Source organism: bacterium, assembly GCA_021158245.1.
In the GTDB taxonomy this organism is placed as follows: domain Bacteria; phylum Zhuqueibacterota; class QNDG01; order QNDG01; family QNDG01; genus QNDG01.
Map to the genome: position 1 here is coordinate 1 of JAGGVB010000153.1, position 20,001 is coordinate 20,001.

Sequence of the window (20,001 nt, forward strand, 5' to 3'; positions counted from 1 at the left end):
CATTTCAGAATTAACGGCAGTATTCTCAAAGCAGAACCCTTTGGAAACGGCCATATCAATGATACATACCTTTTAGTATATAATCAGTCTGGTACAGGAAAAAAATATATCCTCCGTAAAATCAATAAATACGTTTTTAAAAGGCCTGAGACAGTAATACAAAACAGCCTGAAAATTACCGGCCATATTAAAAATCATCTGAAAAACTCAGGGATCAAAGACATATCCCGGCTTGTTGTTCAGTTTGTAAAAACATTTGATGATAAACCATTCTTTACAGACGAAAATGATGACTACTGGTGTGTAATTCTTTTTATAGAAAACGCATATACAGTGGATTACGTAAGAAAACCGAACCAAGCTTATGAAGCTGCAAAGGCATTTGGTTTGTTTCAGAAATTAATATCCGATACGCCTGTGAATGAATATCAATACACAATCCCGGACTTTCACAACCTGCAAAGACGGCTGAATTTATTTGACTCTGTACTGGCAGATGACATGAACAGCAGAAAAGAATCTGCTGAGCCGGAGATTGAGCTTGCCCTGAAATACAGATTACTTGAAACCAGAATAGAATCTCTGCTGGAAAGAGATGAGCTTCCTCTGCGAATAGTGCATAATGATACAAAAATAAATAATGTTATGCTGGATAATGAAACGGATGAAGGAATTTGTGTTATTGATCTTGACACAATTATGCCAGGTTACATTATATCTGATTTCGGGGATATGGTAAGAACTTTTACAAGCCCTGCGGCAGAAGATGAAAAGGATACATCCAAAGTTACAATGAGGATTGATATTTTCAAAGCTCTTGTACACGGATACCTGTCCCAACTTAAAGAAATTCTGACTCAGGCGGAAATTGACAATCTGGTATATGGCGCTCAACTGATAACTTATGAACAGAGCATCCGATTTTTAACTGATTATCTTAACGGAGACGTTTATTATACAACAGCTTACGATAATCACAATCTTGTACGGGCAAGAAATCAGTTTGCTTTGTTAAAAAAAATTATCGAACAGTCCGGAGAGATGGAGAAGATAGTAAAAGAATTTGTATAAACAGCAACCAACCTGTTTATACCGTATATAGTGTAACCTTAAATGGTAATAATGTTAAACAGCGTACAATAACGATTTATTTTATCTGCTGTTATTTAAGAATCTACACAAAAGGCGCAATTTAATTATTCATCAATCATATAACCCCAGAATAACTAAATTTTTTTCTTGACATTTTCATTCTAAAATATTATAATAATAAAGCAATTTAATTGAAAACATAGCGTTTTGCATCTTAAGCACATTCATCTTAATGAAATTTTATTATTCCGATAATTATAATCGGAACAGAAAAGCTTTGCACTGAAAAGCAAGGAGCAGGTTTGTATGCTTTTTTTTGGAAAGCCGGGCTGAACCTGCATCTGCAGACAAAAACTATTAATTTAAAGCAAAGAGAGCTATGAAAAAATTTATTAAAACTTTAAAGCCTTTTCTCAAGTGGTTTATATCCACATGTGTGATTGCAGCAGCAGTCATCTGGTATCTTCATTCTGCAAAGGAGAAGGAAGAACCTGCTGCTGAGTTTAAAACGCAGACAGAAGCAGATATCCAGCCGGTACCTGTTAAGACAGCCCTTGCTGATACGGGTGATATTGTAATGAGGATATCTGCCACAGGTGTTACAAAAGCCCTGCAGGAGATAATACTGTGCCCTGTGCTTGGGGGAAATATTGTAAGGATTGAGAAATCCGAAGGAGAGTTTGTTAAGGAAGGCGGACTTATTCTAAAAATAGATGACAGATCTTTTCGCCTTGCACTTGAAGAAGCCGAAAACAAAGTATTGGAAGCGCAGGTTAATTTCGGGCTTTTACTCCAGGATGATTCGGAAAAGATAAAACTCTTAAAGAGCGAATGGAATTCGGGGAATGAGCAGAAATCTCTTAATGAAGCAAAAAGGCTTTTTAAACAGGGTAAAATAAGTGAACATACCCTTGAGGAGGCTGAAATCCGTACGCAATGTGCATTGATTTTTTCCGGCGAAAAAAGAAAAGCTGTTATGGCAAACCAGAGCGGGCTTACAAGCGCATTAATAGCAAAAAAGAGAGCAGAACTTGATCTGTCATATACGGATTTGCGTGCGCCCTTTTCCGGAATTCTCGGAAATCAGAAGGTTTTTCAGGGCCAGCATATATCTGCAGGCCAGGAATGCTACACTCTTGTGGACCTGTCTCAAATTCGTGTTGAAATAGAAGTGCTTGAAAGCGAGATCGGCAAGATACGAAAAGGCAATTATGCGGAAGTACATTTTACAACCTTTCCAGGAGAAGTATTTAAAGGTAAAATTACAGCAGTAAACCCTCTTGTGAATCCTGAAACAAAAACATGCAGGGTAACAGCAATTCTGGATAACCCGGGCCTTAAAATAAAAGCCGGCATGTTTGCGTTTGTAAAACTCGAAGCCAGGATATATCATAACCGTTTCAGAGTACCGAGAGAAGCGGTTCTTGTAAGAGATGAGCGCAAACTTGTGTTTGTAGTTCGGGACAAACATGCAAAATGGTGTTATGTAAAGACCGGGCTGGAGAATGACGAATACTACGAAATTTTGTCGTCAGCACAGAATCTGAAAGCAGGAGAACCTGTTATAGTAAGCGGCCACTATACTCTGATTCATGATGCACCGGTTAAAATTATTAACGAACAGACTAAATAAAAAAAATGAATATAATTAATACTGTTGTAAAACGTCCGGTTTCTGTTATAATGATATGCCTCGGTGTTCTTTTGCTTGGAGGTATATCTTTAAGCAGGCTTTCAGTAGATCTTTTACCTGACCTGTCCTATCCAAAACTGACAATCAGAACAACATACCCGGGAGCTGTACCTGAAGAGGTTGAGCGAATTGTTACAGAAAAAATTGAGCAGGCAGTTTCAATGGTTCACGGCCTGAGGCGCATCCATTCGGTTTCCAGAGAGGGTGTATCCATAGTAACTCTTGAATTTGCCTGGGGCAGAGACATGGATTTTGCATCTCTGCACGTAAGGGAAAAACTGGACCAGCTTGGAAGGACACTGCCAAGAGAAGCTGGCAGCCCTGTTATCATCAGGCTGGACCCCTCAAGCCAGCCGATTATGGCTCTGTCTGTCACAGGAGAAAATCTTGTTACTTTAAAGGAATTTGCCCGGGATGTAATAAAACGGCGGCTTGAGCAGATAAACGGTGTAGCGCTTGCAGAACTGGTGGGAGGGCTGGAACGCGAAATTGAGGTCACAATTGACAGAGACAAGCTTGAGACTCTGGGCATCTCAATTGATGAAGTTGCAAAGTCAATACATTCTGCCAATCTTGACCTGCCGGGAGGTACAATTTTAAAAGGCAGATACAGATACTCCCTGCGCACAACAGGTTCATTCCGGAAAATAAAAGAGATTGAAGATATTGTTGTGGCACGAAAAAATAATAGTTCATTCGTGTACTTAAAAGATATTGGCAGAGTTAGAGACTGGTTTAAAGAGAGAGAAAGTATAACCCTGTACAACGGTAAAGAGAGCATAGGAATACTAATACAAAAGGAAGCAGGCTCAAATACAGTAAAAGTTTCCAAAAAGGTGAGGAAAATATTAACACAGCTCCAAAAAGAGTATCCTAAGATTCCAATTGTCATTGCATACGACGAAGCCGGATTCATTTCTAAAGCAGTAAATAATGTGCTTCAGGCAATTATTCTCGGAGGCATACTGGCATTTCTGACTCTCTTCTTTTTTCTGCACGATCTAAGAAATCCTGTAAGCATTGCAGTAGTAATGCCAATATCAATAATTACAACGTTTACACTTCTGTATTTTACAGGAGTTTCCCTGAACCTCATGTCCCTTGGAGGGCTTGCCCTCGGAATAGGAATGCTTGTCGATAGTTCCATTGTAGTTTTGGAAAATATTTTCCGCCACAGAGAGGAAGGCATGGGTGCGCGGCAGGCTGCAATAACAGGTACAAAGCAGGTTGCAATGGCTGTAACAGCATCCACACTTACAACAATAGCAGTATTCCTTCCTGTAATTTACGTTCAAGGGGTGGCAGGCCAGCTTTTCCGCGACCAGGCTCTTACTGTTACTTTTGCCCTGCTCACTTCATTGATTGCATCACTTACATTGCTGCCTGTACTGGCATCACGGTTCCGTTCATCCGGTTCAGAGCTTGTTTATCAGGACTCCGGCCTTTCGGAAAACAAAACCCTTACCCGTCCGAATAGTATATTCGGCTGGATATGGTACGGCCCTTATGCAGTTTTTTCCCGGACAGGCAGAATTCTAACAAAATTTCTGAAATTTATAATCGGTAAATCAAGATCATTTCTCCGTGGACTTCAGAGAGTATTTGAAATATTTACAAAGCCTGTTTTTGATTTTTTTGATAGAGTTCTCATGCGTATGACAGGAGCCTATGAGAATCTTCTTGTAAAAGTCATGAATAACAAGGCAAAATCCCTGACAATCCTGTTTCTCTTTTTTATTGTTACATTCCTGATTGCGATGCAGCTTCCAAGAGAACTTATGCCGAAAGTTGATCAGGGTGAGTTTAATATTGAAGTCCTTCTTGAACCGGGGGCATCTTTATCAGCTACAAAAGGAGTTGTGCTTGATATTGAAAAAACAATGATAAATGAACCGGGCGTTAAGGATATTTTTTCCAATATAGGAAGAACTCATTTCCAGATGGGAGCGGATATTAAACAATCCGGCCTGAACAGGGCAAGTATACGGGTAAGGATGAAAAAAGGCCGTGCTGCACTGCCTTTGATGAACAAGCTGCGAAAAGAGCTTAATGCCAGGATTAATGCACGAATCTCTTACAACTCCGGAGAAACAGTGCTCAGTCAGTTTCTCGGATCTGACCAGGGAGATATCAGAATACAGGTTGCAGGCAATAACCTGTCAGAACTTCAGAAACTTGCTGCAGAAGTTGTTGAAAAATGCCGCAAGATTAAAAGCATAACAGATATCAGATCTGATTTTGAATCGGGACGGCCTGAATACCGGATTAGTATTGACAGAAAAGCCGCGGGATTGTATGGGCTCTCTGTTTATGAAATTACACATCACATACAGAATTCTGTTTCGGGGAACCTTGCTGATCAATTCAAGGAATTTGACAGAAAGATAGATATCCGCGTAAGGCCCAAACTTGAGCAGAGAAATTCAATCCCGAAAATTCTTGACAGCATAATTAAGGCCCCAAAAGGCAATGTGCCTCTAAAAGATCTGGTCAATGTAAAAATGTCTCTCGGCCCGATAGAGCTGCACAGAGAAAATCAGGTTGAAACAATATCCGTCTATGCAAATTCTCAGGGAAGTTCCCTTGCACGTACAATCAGGAAAGTGGAAAATGCTGTATCTGAAATTCCTGTAACAGGAAGCTACACAATTACAGTAGGAGGTGCAAAGGAGGAGATGTCAAGGTCATATAAAAGCCTTATGCTTGCAGGGCTTCTTGCGTTAATTCTCGTTTATATGATTATGGCTGCCCAGTTTGAATCCCTGCTTCATCCCCTCATAATTCTGTTTTCAGTACCAATGGCAGTAACAGGAACAATCTGGCTGCTTTTTATAACAGGCCAGTCCCTGAATGTGATCTCACTTATCGGAATTGTAGTGCTTGTCGGTATTGCTGTTAATGATGCTATAGTAAAAATCGATTTTATCAATCAGGAGCGCAGCAAGGGAGAATTAATTTATAATGCGGTAATAGAAGCAGGCAGAAAAAGATTCAGGCCCATTGTAATGACGTCAGTTACAACTGTGTTTGGGCTTCTTCCCCTTGCAATCGGCCTTGGCAAAGGAGGGGAACTTCAGAGGCCTCTGGCCCTTGCTGTCATAGGAGGGCTTTTTACATCGACCATTCTGACATTGATTCTCATACCGGTAATCTACAGCCTGCTGGAATCTTTCAGAGAAAAAAGATTATCTGATAAAAGCAGGATATAGCATGAACCTGATACGGCTGTCAGTAAAAAAACCTGTTGCAGTTGCCATGTTCAGTCTTATTATTCTGCTGACAGGCCTCTTTTCCATGTTAAAGCTTCCTCTGGAACTCACCCCTGATGTTGATTTTCCGAGGCTGAGCATAACTACATACTGGCCTGATTCATCACCGGAAATGATTGAAGCATTTGTAACATCGCCTCTTGAAGGAGCAATTAACACAGTCAGCCATATCCATAAAATCAAGTCCACATCAGAACAGGGCCAGTCTTTAATTGAGGTTGAATTTGTCCGCGGTACGGATATGAACTTTGCTGCAATGAATCTGAATGAAAAGATATCGCTTGTTCGCGAAGACCTGCCATACGGGGCATATGAGCCTCAAATAAGCAAATATGTACCAAAGGCATTTCAGACAAACCGTTTTTTTTCTTTAAGGCTTACTGGAAACTACTCCCTGCAGGAACTCAGGCGTATAGGGCTTGAGAGAATATCACCTGCCCTTATGGGCATAGAAGGAGTAACGCATGTTGATGTAATCGGAGGCCAGGATCGGGTAATTGAAGTCATTGCTGATCAGAAAGCAATCAAACTTTACAACATCACCCTCGAACAGATTCGAAGCAAGCTTTTACAGATGGGATACAGGCAGAGTGTAGGTGTGATTTATAAAGGCAGCACGCGCATTGACCTTATGGTTGATACACCTATTGACAGAATTTCACAGATAGAGGACGCTGTTCTCTTAAAGCGGGGTGCAGCATTAATCAGGATTAGGGATGTAGCTTTAGTACGTGATACATACGGCAGGCCGCGGAATATATCAAGAATAAACGGATTCCCTGCAATTGTAGTGAATGTGGAAAGGGAAGCAGGCAGCAATATTGTTGAAGTTATTAACAGAATTGAACAAAAACTGAAAGACCTTGAAAAAAAGCTGCCTCAGGGGCTTACAATGATTGTTGATAATGATCAGAGTCTTCCCATTCGTAATAACCTGCGCAGCCTTGGAGAGAGAGCGCTATTTTCAATATTTGTTATTTTTATTGTTCTCTACATTTTTATCCGATCATTCAAGGTGCCGCTGATTATTATCTCAACAATATTTTTCTCTACACTTCTCACAATAACACTGTTCTTTATATTTCACATAAGCCTGAATCTTCTGACTCTTGCAGGCCTTGCCCTTGGGTTCGGTATGCTTGTAGATAATGCCATTGTAGTTGTTGAAAATGTGTTCCGGCATCAGAGGCTTGGCCAAAATATTCGGGAAGCATCTGCAAGAGGAACAGAAGAAGTTATGATGCCTATAATTGCATCTACCCTGACAACAGTTGCTGCTTTTATACCATTTCTCTATCTGACAGGCGAGCTGCGCATCTACTACCTGCCGTTTACAATGGCTGTAGGGTTCTCGTTATTATCTTCCCTTGCAGTCGCTTTTCTTGTAACTCCGTCATTAATTGCCAGGTTTCCGACGTTTCCTGAAATGCAAGACAAAGAGCATCACGACAAAACTTTTCTATCAATGTATCAGCAATTCCTTTCCGTAATCATACGGCATAGAATTATTACATTAACGGCTGCTGCTGTTCTGCTTGCATCAGGTATTTATGTATTTGATAAATATGTAATCAAAGGCAAGATATTTGAATGGAGGAATCAAAGCACACTTTCTGTTTATGTAAGTATGCCAAAGGGAGCACAGCTTAAGCGAGCAGACACTCTTATAAAAGTATTTGAGGATGTTGCGTTAAAAGCTCCATATGCCGGAAAAATTTCCACAACGGTTTCTCCGGAATATGCTTACATGAGAATTACATTTCCAAAATCTGTCAGAAATTCAACTTATCCATATCTGCTCAAAGAGCAGCTTATAAGCAAAGCTTCTCTTGTGGCAGGTGCAGGAGTGAGTATTTCCGGATTTGGCGAGGGATATTACAACGGAAGCGGAATGTCCTATTCAAGCAATTACCGGATTAAGATTTTGGGATATAATTACAATAAACTTGATATGATTGCAAAGGATATCGGCAGCAGGTTAAAGCATTATGTACGGGTTAAAAATATTAATACAAATCTGTCAAGAGAATACTATCTCGGGTCAGGCACAGAAATGATTTTAAAGGTAAAAAGAGAACGCCTTGACAGATTTAATATAACAATGGACTTTTTTTTGTATCATCTTCAGGCATATCTTAGAGAGAGCCTTGCATGGCAGCGAATAAGATTCAATGGAACTGAAGTTGATTATCTGCTGAAGTTTGAGGGGTTTAATTCATTTTCCATCAGAGAGCTGATGAAGAGTACTATTACATCACCGAAAGGTGAACAGGTTAGAATCAATCAGGTTGCGGAACTCGAAAATCGTAAAATTATGCCTGAAATTGTAAGAGAAAACCAGCAGTACATGCGTCTCGTAGGATTTGAATACAGGGGGCCGTACAAGATGGGAGATAAACTCCTTGAAACAATAATCAAAACAACTCAGGTACCGCCGGGCTTTAAACTTGAGAGAGATTCATACTGGTTTTTCACTAAGGAAGAACAGAAGCAAATCTCCCTTGTTCTGATCGTCTCCCTGTTTCTTGTATTCCTTGTCACAGCCGGACTGTTTGAATCTATTCTGCACCCATTTTTAATTCTTCTTACTGTGCCTTTGTCTCTTGTGGGAGTATTCTTTATATTCTATTTGGCTAACTCCCCATTTGACCGCTCTGCATATATAGGAGTAGTGCTTTTGGGAGGAATAGTTGTGAATGATTCCATACTTCTTGTTGATCATATAAATTTTCTCAGACGAAGGGGCGAAAATCTGTTTAATGCTGTGATTCTCGGAGCGAGGGACAGAGTAAGGCCAATTCTTATGACAACTTTTACTACAATAGGCGGGCTTCTTCCTCTGGTCTTTATGGTTAAGGATAAAAGCGATATATGGTACTCTCTTGCACTTGCTACAATCGGAGGGCTTTTATCTTCCACATTGATGGTGCTTACAGTTATTCCTGCGCTTTATGTTATTTTTGAGAGAGTAAAATTAAGATATCGGAAATTCTTAAACAGTATCTGATATTCAATGCTGTTTTTAAAACATATTCAATATGTAAACTGCTCTGCACGTTAAACCGGTTCGGATATTCAAACAGATTTCGGAAGATCTGCATTTTAAAACTTTCTTCGGAAATGAATTCGTCTGTATAATTAACAAGATATAAAAACCCCGGAAAATTTTATCAAAGCACTGAAAATTCGCTTAACTTTGCTGTTTTCATTGCAGGTTGTCCGGGAATAAAAACAGGGCAGTCTTTTTTTCAGCGGAACACCTTACAGAGCTCCGGCAAATTTTTCAATAGCAGAAAAACTTAAACAGCCTGAATTACTAATTTTTTTAAAGAAAAAACAAATTTTACTGTTTTATCTCCCCACTCTCAATCCGTTTGCTACAGCAATCAACTCCGAAGCTTCGTGAATAAACACAACAGCAGCCACAGAAAGCATACCTGCAAGAGATGAAGGTATCAGCAATGCAAGAACACTGACTGCAAATATTATGTTCTGCCTGCTTATCTTTCTTGTTTTTCTTCCAATACCAATTGCATAAAGCAGCTTTGAAAGATCATCAGATAAAAGTGCAATATCTGCTGCCTCTATTGCAGCATCAGTACCTGCAGCGCCCATTGCAATACCCACATCAGCCTGAACTAAAGCAGGCGCATCATTAATTCCGTCTCCCACCATTGCAACTGTGCCGTATTTTTTATTAAGCTCTTTTATTATACTAATTTTATCAGCAGGTTTTAAATCTGATCTTATATCCTTTATACCTATTTTCCCGCCTACAGTCTCTGCTGTATTCCGATTGTCTCCGGTTAACATAACAACATGAACACCTGATTGATTTAACTTGGAAACAACCTCTCTGCTCTCTTCCCTGATTTCATCTTTTAAAGCAATAATGCCGTATATTTTATGAATTGTTCCGATAAAAACGATTGTTTTTCCCTGCTCGCTTAGCTCTTTATATTTTTTTCTTACCTTTTCAGTATAACACTCGCTGTCAAAAAGCAGTATCTTGCCTGACAGGAAAATATTACCGTTTATTTTTGCCTTTGCTCCAAGACCTGTAACAGATGTAAAATCAGATATTTGTGCAGGCTTGACTCCCTGTTTTCCGGCACTTCTGATAATAGCTCCTGCTATCGGATGTTCAGACAATTTTTCTATTCCTGACGCAATCCGAAGAATTTCTTCTTCGTCATTTTCGAATGCAATAATATCAGTTACTGCAGGCCTGCCCTTTGTAAGGGTGCCTGTCTTGTCAAAAGCAAAAACCTTTATTCTGCCGAGATTTTCAAGATGGCTTCCGCCTTTTATCAGCACACCTTTTAAACCTGCCCTTCCGATTCCTGCTGCAATCGCAACCGGCATGGACATTACAAGAGCACAAGGAGCAGCAGCAACAAGAATAATAACTCCTCTGAAAATCCAGGGCTTCATACCAGCCCCGAATATCAAGGGGATTAAAATTAACAGTGCGGAGGAAATAAGCACCCAAGGTGTATATTTTCTACCGAAATCTTCAATAAATGTCTGTACTTTGCCTTTTTGTTCCTGCGCCTCCTCAACTAGATGGATTATTTTTGACAGCATATTATTTTGAAAACTTGCGGTTGCTCTGACTTTTATTGCACCCTGCATGTTAATAGATGCCGCAAAAACTTCCATTCCTTTTTCCTTTTCTACAGGGATGGATTCACCGGTAACAGCGGCTTCATTAATACTTGTGCTTCCGCTTAAGATAATTCCGTCAGTAGGCAAAGATTCTCCCGGTTTGACATAAAAGATATCACCTTCTTTTATCTCCTGTGCAGGAATCATAGTTTCCTGCCCGTCCTTTTTAATTCGTGCTTTCCTTGGTGCAAGGTCAAGCAGCTTTCGTATAGATGATCTGGTTTTTGCATATGTAAACTCCTCCAGCCCTTCTGCAGCACCGTAGAGGAAAACAAGGAAAGCTGCTTCATCCCACATTCTAAGAATTATTGATCCTGCTGTTGCAGCAATCATTAAAATATTGATAGATATTTCCCCATCCCGAAATAATTCCTCAATCCCTTCTCTGATCCAGTGATAACCGCCTATAATCATAGCAAAAGCAAAAATATAGATGGAAATATTATACGGTACTATTCCTGCTCTCGCAAGAATAAATGTAATTGTTGTTACTGCTCCTGATGCAAGAGCATTTCTGAGCGGAGGATAAAGAAACCATTTTCCGCTAAATTCTTCTTCTTTTCCAGTATCGTCCACGACACCTCCATTTTATATTTGTTCACATATTCAAACGTTATGGCAAAAAAATTATTCCTTTATATGGTTCACAGCTTCACTTAAAATATTTACAACATGACTGTCGTCAAGTGAATAGTAAACCATTTTGCCTTCTTTGATATAAGACACCAGTTTCATACTTTTTAATAATCTCAACTGGTGAGATATACCTGATACTGTAATACCAGAAATAGCTGCAAGGTCACATACGCAAAGTCTTTCTTTTGTCAAAAGCGCAAGAACTATTTTTAATCTTGTAGGATCACTTAAAACTTTAAATGTCTCAGCAAGATTATTAATATATTCATTTTCAGGCAGTCTCTTCCTGACACTTTTGACCAGTTCAATATTGATTATTGAAGTCTTGCACAGGTCCGATAAATCTTCTTTCATTTTCTCGCCTTAACGTTTGTTCAATCGTTCATAGTTAAATTACATAAAAAATCCCCTGATGTCAAGGGGAATTATCACAGTATTAATATATTTTGCCTGACACATGACAAGATATCGGAGATCACTCTGAAAAAGACACTTTTACAATTAAATCTTTCCAAAGATAATCAATACCATGTATCAGGCAAAGTTTACTTACTTCCTTTTTCTTTTACCTGCCTTGCTTACTTTTGCCACATTCTTCTTATTTAATGCTCTTTTAGCAGTTATTTTTTTTGATGTTCTGACTGTACCGGATTTTCGAATTCTTCTCTTCTCTGATACCCTGGCCTTTGTAGTGTTTTTCTTTATTTTTATATCTCTTTTTGCCGGGACACTTTTTTTAATAGTTGCTGTTTTTTTAATTGTTGTACTTCCCCTTCTTCCGGGGCCGGTTGATCTGACTTTAACTCTTTTTGTTACAACTGTAGCACTTCTTGGTGTGTAATGCACTCTATTAACTGTTCGAACCCTGCTTACTCTGGTAACTGAAAAAGCCGGTGCTCTTCTGTACCTGACGATTCTTGTATGATAAACATTAATTGTTACATGACGATAAGGCCTCCACCATCTCGGATAGTACCCGAAATAGAAAACAGAGCGATACGGCCTGTAATAGGGCCTGTAAATCCATGGAATAATCGGCCATGAATAAATATGTACATATGTTGGTACAACATAATAATCAACTCCGTATATAACCTCATTACCATGCACCTGCATATTGTAACTATCACCTGATTTTTCGATTTCAATAGTAGCTACATCCTGGAACTCATCTTCTCCGAGAGGCACCTGAAGAATAATCAAATGAGTATCACCGGACATCTCCTCTACTATCCGGATAAAATCTACCTGTCCGTCCTCATTCAGATCAAGATTGTTAACGCCATTATCAGGATCATTCAAAGCTTTCTCAAATTCTTCCAGATTACTCGCATCTTTAAAAAGCTCGCTTACAGCCTGCAAGTCAAGCTGCTCCCCTATCTCTGTTGAAGGTGTAATAATTGTTACATCATCCTGTGCATACAGTGCAGATGCAAAAATAATGGACATAACAACAAGCATTGCAACTGATTTTTTTGTCTTCATCTTCTCCTCCGATTTTATTTTCAATGTCACATTTTAGCTTCTTCTGATAAATAAACGATATGAACATAAAATTTATTGAACAAAATTAGGATTAAATCTTATTTATTTAATTTTAATGCCGGAATTATAATTGACAGCTTATTATTATTAAATGCAGAACTTAAATTGAAAACAATTTTTTAATAATCACAAAATACAACTCATCTGAAAATATAATGATAATTAGTGATAAAATCAACAGTAGAGCCAGAACAATCATTGCAGACATTGTCAATATATTCTGTTCAAATTCACGTTTTTAATAGAAATGAGTATCTTCTCCTTTTTTGGTCATGAATTAATTTAGGAGATACCCTCTTTTTTTGCAACTATAAAATTTCAACAGAATAATTTACAGCTTCTTCAAATTCCTTTCCTACCCTGAAAATTTGATATAGGTCTACCTATTAACATTATATCGATATACCTTTATACCCCCTACAAACAAATAAAATTCGAAATCCCTTGACATTTCAATTCCCGTTATTTATATTTCGCCATACATCGAAATGACAGGAGGAATACTTTTGGAAAATCTTACAAAAACTTTTAAAGCTTTAAGCGATCCAAACAGAATCCGAATCCTGAAACTTCTTGAGGTTCAACCCCTGTGTGTATGTGAAATTACATGGATTCTGGGGTTGGCTGCATCAACAGTATCAAAACACCTCTCCATTCTTAAAGAAGCCGGTTTTATCTTTGATCACAAGGACAACAAATGGGTCAATTACTATCTTAATGATACAAACCGCGGTAAATATGTCAGTGAAATTATGCCTCTTATAAAAAAGTGGCTTTCAGATAACAAAATTATTGAGAGGGACAGAAATAAAATGGAATTTGCAGACCGAACTAAGATATGTATACCATAATTTTTTTATTTTTATCATTTCGCTAATCATCGAAACAACAGGAGTTTATATGATCTGGAAAGATGAAAGAAAAAATCTGTTTTTAATGGTTCTTATATTTTTTGCAGCCTATTACCTTCCTGTAGGAAATAAACGCTTTTTAAATTCAATTTTTGAAGCGCTCGCTCTCCTAAAATGGTATGCTCAGAAACATGTACTTCTCTGCCTTGTTCCTGCATTTTTTATTGCAGGAGTTATATCCGTATTTTTCAGTCAGGCCGCTGTAATTAAATACCTCGGTGCCAAGGCAAAAAAATGGGTTGCTTACAGTGTGGCTTCTGTGTCAGGAACAATTCTCGCTGTGTGCTCGTGCACTGTTCTTCCCCTGTTTTCCGGAATTTACAAACGCGGCGCAGGGCTGGGCCCTGCAATTGCTTTCCTATATTCAGGGCCTGCAATCAATATTCTGGCAATTATTCTGACTGCAAGGATACTCGGAGCAGAGCTTGGAATTGCAAGAATAATTGGTGCTGTTCTTTTCAGCGTTATAATTGGTGTAATCATGCATCTTATTTTTCGAAAGGAAGAGCAGGAAAAAGCCGATAAGCAGCTTGCAATGCCGGAGCCTGAAGAAAGCCGCCCCTTCTATCATACTGCAGCTCATTTTTTAATCCTTGTCGGAATTCTGATTTTTGCTAACTGGGGAAAGCCCGACACCGATGCAGGATTATGGTATTCAATTTATCATTCAAAATGGATCATAACCGGAATATTCGGAATTCTTTTCAGCGGTTCTTTGATTTATGTTCTTAAGCTCAGGTGGCAAAAAGTTGTTCTTGCTTCTCTGCTTGTTATTCTGTCTGCTTTGATTTTTACGAATCCGCTTATTCCGTTTTCATTTGCTGTAGTTGCTTTAAGTATACTCATAAGCCAGGAAGAAGGTGAACCCCAGGAATGGATGAGCGCCACGTGGGATTTTGCAAAACAGATCCTTCCTCTACTTGCAATGGGAGTTCTTGTCGCAGGATTTTTTCTCGGCTCTCCTGAAGGCGGACAGGGCATAATCCCATCATCATGGATATCATCTCTTGTGGGAGGCAACTCTCTTTTCTCCAACTTCTTTGCCTCAATTGTTGGAGCATTTATGTACTTTGCAACTTTAACAGAAGTTCCCATTCTTCAGGGTCTGATTGCAAACGGAATGGGAAAAGGCCCTGCACTGGCACTGCTTCTTGCCGGGCCGGCACTCTCTTTACCAAATATGCTGGTTATAAGAAGTGTGATCGGTACAAAAAAGACGTTGGTATTTGTATCTCTTGTTGTTGTAATGGCAACAATTACTGGATTGATCTTTGGCAGTTTGTTTTAATGAAAATAACCAGGGAATGCAGAGATGCCCAATTCGGGCTACTCTATTCTTAGAATAATGAGGTAGATATACATGACAAAAATTCAGATTCTCGGCACAGGGTGCCAAAAATGCAGAATAATGGAACAGCAGGTAAGAAAAGCAGCAGAACAGCTTGAAAAAAAATTTGAGATTATTAAAGTAGAAGAAATTGATGAAATCCTCAAATTCGGAGTAATGATGACTCCGGCTCTTGTTATAGACGGTGATGTAAAAATAATCGGGAAATCTCCCGGCGTGGAAAAACTGAAAAAAATATTAGGTGAATTATGAGTGAAAATGTAAAAACAAAAATAAGATGTGGTGCCTGTAGTAAAGAATTTTCTCGGGAACAAATTGAGTACGTTAATATTCAGACATGCTGCTCTGTAAAACGTGTTGCTGTTTGCAAAGATTGTATTAATAAATACAACCTCAGGCAAAAATAGCACAATTTCAGGAGAGATTAAATGGCTACCTACACATGTCCAATCTGCGGCCAGGAACTGATTGAAAAAACAGGAACATATACATGCTCCTTCTGTGGAGCAATTGAGCAGGGAGAATGGATCTGCCCCAACGGTCATTACCAGTGCGAAGAATGCAGACTTTCTACACAGGACGAAATAATTGAACGTGTCTGTCTTAATACGGATTGTACCGACCCAGTGGAAATGGCAAACCTGATCATGAAACACCCGTCATTTAATGATTTTGGAGTGGAACACCATTTTCTGGTCACACCTGTAATACTGACAGCAGTTCTTAATCTTAAGCATAGAAAAATTGAATCAAAAGATATCAGGAGATGTTTCAAACGGGCAGAGAACATCCCTTACGGCACATGCGGAAGCCGCGGAGATTGCGGAGCATGTGTAGGTTCAGGAACAGCAGTTTCAATTCTGCTCAAAGCCAATTACATGTCAGACAGAGAAAGATCTCTTGTAATGCTCACAACTGCAAAGGCTCTTCTCAAAATATCTGAAATGGGGGGAGCCAGATGCTGTAAGCAGAGTGTTTATGCAGCAATAGAGACATTCTGGCAGGAGCTTAAAGATATTTTAGAACTTCCTACTCTGAAATCTGTACCAATAAAATGTGAATTCTCCGGCATGGTTGAAGAGTGTAAAAAAGAGAGGTGCTCCTATTTTGTTAAAAAATAAACAAAAATTGAGGCTTCTTAATGACGGTATAAAAGATCCTTTTATGCACTTTGCTGTTGAAGATGCTGTTCTCAGGCTTGTAGATGAAGAGAAAAGCCCCCCTACTCTTCGTATCAGGCAGACAATTCCGTCAGTCTGGATAGGAGTTTTCCAGCATCCTGAAGAAGATGTTAATATTGAATACTGCAACAAACACAATATTCCAATTGTCAGAAGATCAAATCCTGGCGGTGCAGTATATCAAGATTCAGGTAGTTTCTGTTACTCCATGTTTTTCAACAGAAATGAAATGTTTTCCCACCTCGGCATTGAAGATCCTTCTCAGTTGTACAGCCTTACAGGGAAGGCTGTATTAGCTGTTTGCAAAGATTTCGGAGTTAAAGCCAAACTTTCACCTGTTAATGATATAACTGTAGACAATAGAAAAATTTACGGATCTGCACAGCTTGAGCTATACTCTGCATTTGTGCACAGTGGTACTTTTCTTGTGAATGCTGCTATAAAAACAATGCAGAACTGCCTTAAACCATCTGATTTAAAATTTAAGGAAAAAGGATTTAAGAGTGTTGCAGAAAGAGTGATAAATCTATCGGAAGCTGCAAGGAAAGCTATTTCTGTTAAGCACGTGATAAAAGGCCTGATAAATCATTTTTCAGAAATACTAAATATTGAGCTTCAGCAGTCTCCTCTTACCAAAGAGGAAAAAACTCTCGCGGAAAAACTCCTGGCATCAAAATATTCTAAAAAGGAATGGACATTCAGGAAAAAACAGCTTTTTACAACAAAGTTATCCACAAAAATAAAGAGCGGTGTTGTAAATTTACATATAAGTACTGATAACCAGTACATTAAGAACATACACATTACAGGCGATTTCCTCCTTTCTGATCCGAAAATACTGCATAAAATCGAAACAAATATCAGAGGGCTCACAATTGAAAAGGGAATATCGTTTATAAGAAATTCCCCTCTGCCACCGGAATTAAAGATGGCTGTGTGCCATATGATTACAAATATTACAGAAGGACAAAACAGAAATGAGTGATACTGAACAGAGGGTTCGTGTAGAGCTGCTTCTTGCATCTCCCCCAACATCAAAAGGCAAAAAAATACTGGAGATGATAGAACAGATAATTAATAAATTCCCTGATAAAATCAGGGTTGATATCTACTATGCAGGCGAAACTCCGGATGTGAGCCCAAGTGCAGGATACCAGTCAGCAGGTAAATTTAAAAAGATTCCGTCGATTTTTATTAACAGTTCAAAGTTCTGGGAAAGAGAAGTGCCCGAATATGAAGAACTTGAAAACGCTGTAAAACAATGTATGGCTTGAAAAAGTTAAAATGAAAAAGGAATATTAAATGTTATTTCTGTATTCGGCAACAATCGCAGCTTTGATAATGTCTGTTATTGCAGATAAAAATAAGACTGCACTGTCCCTGAAAACTGCCCTGAAAATATTTTTAAAGATACTTCCTGACCTTCTTCTGGTGATAGTGCTTGCTGCATTTATCCTCTATTTTATTCCGGCCTCTGCAATAGGCCGTTACCTCGGTGCTGACAATCATTTTTTTGCAATTACGCTTGCACTTGTTTTCGGCTCAATTACAATGATGCCGGGGTTTATAGCTTTCCCGCTATGCGGCCTGCTTCTGCATCAGGGAGTCCCCTATTTTGTGCTGGGAGCATTCTCAACCAGTTTAATGATGGTGGGAGTTATTACATTTCCCATTGAAAAAACATATCTTGGTGTAAAAACTGCACTGCTTCGCAACTTTATCAGCCTTGTAATTGCTTTGATTGTTTCTCTCGTAATAGGGATTATCTACAGGGAGATACTTTTATGAAAAAGGACAAAATAATTGAAACAACTGTTTTTTCTCTCTTCACAAGCTTCATTCTGCTGTCATTTATTCTGAGAATTGATTCCGGAATGCAGATGGGCAGGAAAACAATTTATTTTGCAAAAAACCTTTTTCTGGTTCTTCCCCCTGCCTTTATTTTAATCGGGCTTTTTCAGGTCTGGGTAAAACGGGAATCTGTTGAAAAACATCTTGGCACAGGTTCAGGGCTGATGGCTCATCTGTGGGTAACACTGCTTGCAGGTACAACTGTGGGCGGGCTCTATGTTGCCTTTCCTGTTGCCGCAGTACTGTTCCGAAAAGGTGCAAGAATCCCTGTAATCCTCACATATCTTGGAGCTGCTGCTGTAGTCCGCATCCCAATGACACTTTTTGAAGCATCTTTTCTCGGAATTAAATTTTCCCTGATAAGGCTTTTAATCTCAATACCTTTAATAATTGTATCTTCGGAAATATTAGGAAAATATCTTGAAACACGTTCATACCAAATCACAGATAACAACACTTAAACGGAGGAAGCTATGAAAAAAAAGGGGAAACTATTTTTGTCTGTAATTCTGCTGTCCGTGCTATCAATGCTCTGCTCAAATCATAAGGAAAAAGCTAAAAGTTCGGTTAATCCGGACAATACTGTTTACCAATCAGCAGTTGATACCAGTAAAACAAATACAGGTTCATCTGCAAAAATCGATACACCTCTTGTAACATTTATTGAGCTGGGCTCTGTAAACTGCATACCTTGTAAAATGATGCAGCCTGTAATGAAACAGATAGAAGAAGAATACAAAGGCAGTGTAAAAGTTGTTTTTTATGACGTATGGACAGAGAAAGGCAAACCTTATGCTGATACGTTCAAAATAAGAGTTATCCCTACACAGGTGTTTCTAGATAAAAACGGTAATGAATATTTCAGGCATGAGGGGTTTTTCCCAAAGCAGGAACTAATTAAAATACTGAAACAAAAAGGTGTTAAGTAATGGAGAGCATTTTTACAGGGCTTACAAAAGCTCTTCACCAGACATGGATTATAGCGGTCTCTGCATCATTTTTATGGGGAGTATTAAGCATTCTTCTCAGCCCGTGCCACCTGTCTTCCATTCCTTTGATTGTAGGCTTCATTGACGGCCAGGGAAAGGTTGGTAAAAAACGGGCATTTATATTGGCAGGACTTTTTTCAATAGGCATTCTGATTACAATTGCAGTTATCGGATTAATCACTGCCCTTATGGGGCGGATAATGGGAGATGTGGGAAAAACAGGCAACTATCTTGTTGCTGTCATATTTTTTGTTATCGGCCTGCATCTGCTTGAAATTATCAACCTGCCTTTTCTCGGGGTTTCCAATCAGCCGAGAATGAAGAAAAAGGGAGCTGTAGCAGCTTTTGTTATAGGCCTTGTTTTCGGTGTTGCGCTGGGCCCGTGCACTTTTGCATACATGGCACCTATGCTGGGAGTTGCTTTCAACGTTGCATCTACGCGTCCGGTGTTTGCCGGTTCGTTGGTTCTTTTTTACGCTCTCGGTCACTGTTCGGTCATAGTACTGGCTGGCACATTTACGAGCTTGGTGCAAAAATATTTGCATTGGAATGAACGTTCGAAAGGAGCTGTGATTCTCAAGAAAGTCTGTGGATTGTTGGTGATGTTGGGCGGAGTATATCTGATATGGGGAGTTATAGTTTAAAGGAGGTTGATTTGTTAAAATCCAAACTTAAAATACTCTTTCTTTGTACAGGCAACTCCTGCCGCAGTCAGATGGCAGAAGGGTGGACAAGGCACTTAAAAGGAGTCCAGATTGATGTCTGGTCTGCAGGTATAGAAACCCACGGTTTAAATCAATCTGCAGTAAAAGTTATGG

18 protein-coding genes are annotated in these 20,001 nt (G+C 39.1%); 15 read left to right on the forward strand and 3 right to left on the reverse strand.

Going from position 1 to position 20,001, the window contains the following annotated elements; genetic code table 11:
* The 4 genes from J7K93_08080 to J7K93_08095 all read left to right on the forward strand — a co-directional run.
* The coding region (locus J7K93_08080) for an aminoglycoside phosphotransferase family protein (protein MCD6116958.1) at positions 1 to 1,071 on the forward strand (1,071 nt) is incomplete at its 5' end.
* Between the two features lie 400 nt (positions 1,072 to 1,471).
* On the forward strand, positions 1,472 to 2,725 hold the full coding sequence (locus J7K93_08085; GenBank protein MCD6116959.1) for an efflux RND transporter periplasmic adaptor subunit: 1,254 nt from the start codon (positions 1,472 to 1,474) through the stop codon (positions 2,723 to 2,725).
* Positions 2,726 to 2,730: 5 nt separating this feature from the next.
* Positions 2,731 to 5,994, forward strand: coding sequence for an efflux RND transporter permease subunit (locus tag J7K93_08090; GenBank protein MCD6116960.1), 3,264 nt, complete (start codon positions 2,731 to 2,733; stop codon positions 5,992 to 5,994).
* Position 5,995: 1 nt separating this feature from the next.
* A complete protein-coding gene (locus J7K93_08095; protein ID MCD6116961.1) occupies positions 5,996 to 9,061 on the forward strand; it encodes an efflux RND transporter permease subunit in 3,066 nt (1,021 codons plus the stop codon).
* 344 nt (positions 9,062 to 9,405) lie between these two features.
* Here the strand turns inward: J7K93_08095 and J7K93_08100 are convergent, their stop codons facing one another.
* The 3 genes from J7K93_08100 to J7K93_08110 all read right to left on the reverse strand — a co-directional run bounded on the left by J7K93_08100 (position 9,406) and on the right by J7K93_08110 (position 12,843).
* A complete protein-coding gene (locus J7K93_08100) occupies positions 9,406 to 11,298 on the reverse strand; it encodes a heavy metal translocating P-type ATPase (GenBank protein MCD6116962.1) in 1,893 nt (630 codons plus the stop codon).
* Positions 11,299 to 11,349: 51 nt separating this feature from the next.
* On the reverse strand, positions 11,350 to 11,712 hold the full coding sequence (locus J7K93_08105; GenBank protein ID MCD6116963.1) for a winged helix-turn-helix transcriptional regulator: 363 nt from the start codon (positions 11,710 to 11,712) through the stop codon (positions 11,350 to 11,352).
* Positions 11,713 to 11,907: 195 nt separating this feature from the next.
* Positions 11,908 to 12,843 (reverse strand): hypothetical protein, encoded by a 936-nt coding sequence (locus J7K93_08110; GenBank protein MCD6116964.1) that lies wholly within the window; start codon positions 12,841 to 12,843, stop codon positions 11,908 to 11,910.
* Between the two features lie 566 nt (positions 12,844 to 13,409).
* Between J7K93_08110 and J7K93_08115 the strand changes: the two genes are divergently transcribed.
* The 11 genes from J7K93_08115 to J7K93_08165 all read left to right on the forward strand — a co-directional run.
* Positions 13,410 to 13,754 carry a winged helix-turn-helix transcriptional regulator gene (locus J7K93_08115; GenBank protein MCD6116965.1) on the forward strand — a complete coding sequence of 115 codons (345 nt, stop codon included), beginning with the start codon at positions 13,410 to 13,412 and terminating at the stop codon, positions 13,752 to 13,754.
* Between the two features lie 49 nt (positions 13,755 to 13,803).
* The gene (locus tag J7K93_08120; protein MCD6116966.1) at positions 13,804 to 15,102 is read left to right on the forward strand and encodes a permease; all 1,299 of its coding nucleotides are present in this window, start codon (positions 13,804 to 13,806) and stop codon (positions 15,100 to 15,102) included.
* 72 nt (positions 15,103 to 15,174) lie between these two features.
* Positions 15,175 to 15,414, forward strand: a complete 240-nt coding sequence (locus J7K93_08125) for a TM0996/MTH895 family glutaredoxin-like protein (GenBank protein ID MCD6116967.1) — start codon at positions 15,175 to 15,177, stop codon at positions 15,412 to 15,414.
* Positions 15,415 to 15,590: 176 nt separating this feature from the next.
* Positions 15,591 to 16,283: a hypothetical protein gene (locus tag J7K93_08130; protein ID MCD6116968.1), complete on the forward strand. Its 693-nt coding sequence runs from the start codon at positions 15,591 to 15,593 to the stop codon at positions 16,281 to 16,283.
* The gene (locus tag J7K93_08135; GenBank protein MCD6116969.1) at positions 16,270 to 17,328 is read left to right on the forward strand and encodes a hypothetical protein; all 1,059 of its coding nucleotides are present in this window, start codon (positions 16,270 to 16,272) and stop codon (positions 17,326 to 17,328) included. The genes J7K93_08130 and J7K93_08135 overlap by 14 nt, the downstream gene beginning before the upstream one ends.
* Positions 17,321 to 17,617, forward strand: a complete 297-nt coding sequence (locus J7K93_08140; GenBank protein MCD6116970.1) for a hypothetical protein — start codon at positions 17,321 to 17,323, stop codon at positions 17,615 to 17,617. Before J7K93_08135 ends, J7K93_08140 begins: the two co-directional genes overlap by 8 nt.
* Before the next feature lie 28 nt (positions 17,618 to 17,645).
* Positions 17,646 to 18,131: a permease gene (locus tag J7K93_08145; GenBank protein ID MCD6116971.1), complete on the forward strand. Its 486-nt coding sequence runs from the start codon at positions 17,646 to 17,648 to the stop codon at positions 18,129 to 18,131.
* Complete coding sequence (locus tag J7K93_08150) at positions 18,128 to 18,655, forward strand: permease (protein MCD6116972.1); 528 nt, start codon at positions 18,128 to 18,130, stop codon at positions 18,653 to 18,655. Before J7K93_08145 ends, J7K93_08150 begins: the two co-directional genes overlap by 4 nt.
* A gap of 66 nt (positions 18,656 to 18,721) precedes the next feature.
* Positions 18,722 to 19,123, forward strand: a complete 402-nt coding sequence (locus tag J7K93_08155) for a thioredoxin family protein (protein MCD6116973.1) — start codon at positions 18,722 to 18,724, stop codon at positions 19,121 to 19,123.
* Positions 19,123 to 19,827, forward strand: coding sequence for a cytochrome C biogenesis protein (locus tag J7K93_08160; GenBank protein ID MCD6116974.1), 705 nt, complete (start codon positions 19,123 to 19,125; stop codon positions 19,825 to 19,827). Before J7K93_08155 ends, J7K93_08160 begins: the two co-directional genes overlap by 1 nt.
* The coding region (locus J7K93_08165) for a hypothetical protein (protein ID MCD6116975.1) at positions 19,809 to 20,001 on the forward strand (193 nt) is incomplete at its 3' end. The genes J7K93_08160 and J7K93_08165, both read left to right, overlap by 19 nt.

What these genes read in the sequence shown, in the direction of transcription:
- J7K93_08110 (MCD6116964.1), bottom strand. Translation starts at nt 12,843, where the DNA reads ATGAAGACAAAAAAATCAGTTGCAATGCTTGTTGTTATGTCCATTATT.
- J7K93_08160 (MCD6116974.1), top strand. Translation starts at nt 19,123, where the DNA reads ATGGAGAGCATTTTTACAGGGCTTACAAAAGCTCTTCACCAGACATGG.
- J7K93_08090 (MCD6116960.1), top strand. Translation starts at nt 2,731, where the DNA reads ATGAATATAATTAATACTGTTGTAAAACGTCCGGTTTCTGTTATAATG.
- J7K93_08105 (MCD6116963.1), bottom strand. Translation starts at nt 11,712, where the DNA reads ATGAAAGAAGATTTATCGGACCTGTGCAAGACTTCAATAATCAATATT.
- J7K93_08150 (MCD6116972.1), top strand. Translation starts at nt 18,128, where the DNA reads ATGAAAAAGGACAAAATAATTGAAACAACTGTTTTTTCTCTCTTCACA.
- J7K93_08140 (MCD6116970.1), top strand. Translation starts at nt 17,321, where the DNA reads ATGAGTGATACTGAACAGAGGGTTCGTGTAGAGCTGCTTCTTGCATCT.
- J7K93_08155 (MCD6116973.1), top strand. Translation starts at nt 18,722, where the DNA reads ATGCTCTGCTCAAATCATAAGGAAAAAGCTAAAAGTTCGGTTAATCCG.
- J7K93_08120 (MCD6116966.1), top strand. Translation starts at nt 13,804, where the DNA reads ATGATCTGGAAAGATGAAAGAAAAAATCTGTTTTTAATGGTTCTTATA.
- J7K93_08085 (MCD6116959.1), top strand. Translation starts at nt 1,472, where the DNA reads ATGAAAAAATTTATTAAAACTTTAAAGCCTTTTCTCAAGTGGTTTATA.
- J7K93_08130 (MCD6116968.1), top strand. Translation starts at nt 15,591, where the DNA reads ATGGCTACCTACACATGTCCAATCTGCGGCCAGGAACTGATTGAAAAA.
- J7K93_08095 (MCD6116961.1), top strand. Translation starts at nt 5,996, where the DNA reads ATGAACCTGATACGGCTGTCAGTAAAAAAACCTGTTGCAGTTGCCATG.
- J7K93_08145 (MCD6116971.1), top strand. Translation starts at nt 17,646, where the DNA reads ATGTTATTTCTGTATTCGGCAACAATCGCAGCTTTGATAATGTCTGTT.
- J7K93_08125 (MCD6116967.1), top strand. Translation starts at nt 15,175, where the DNA reads ATGACAAAAATTCAGATTCTCGGCACAGGGTGCCAAAAATGCAGAATA.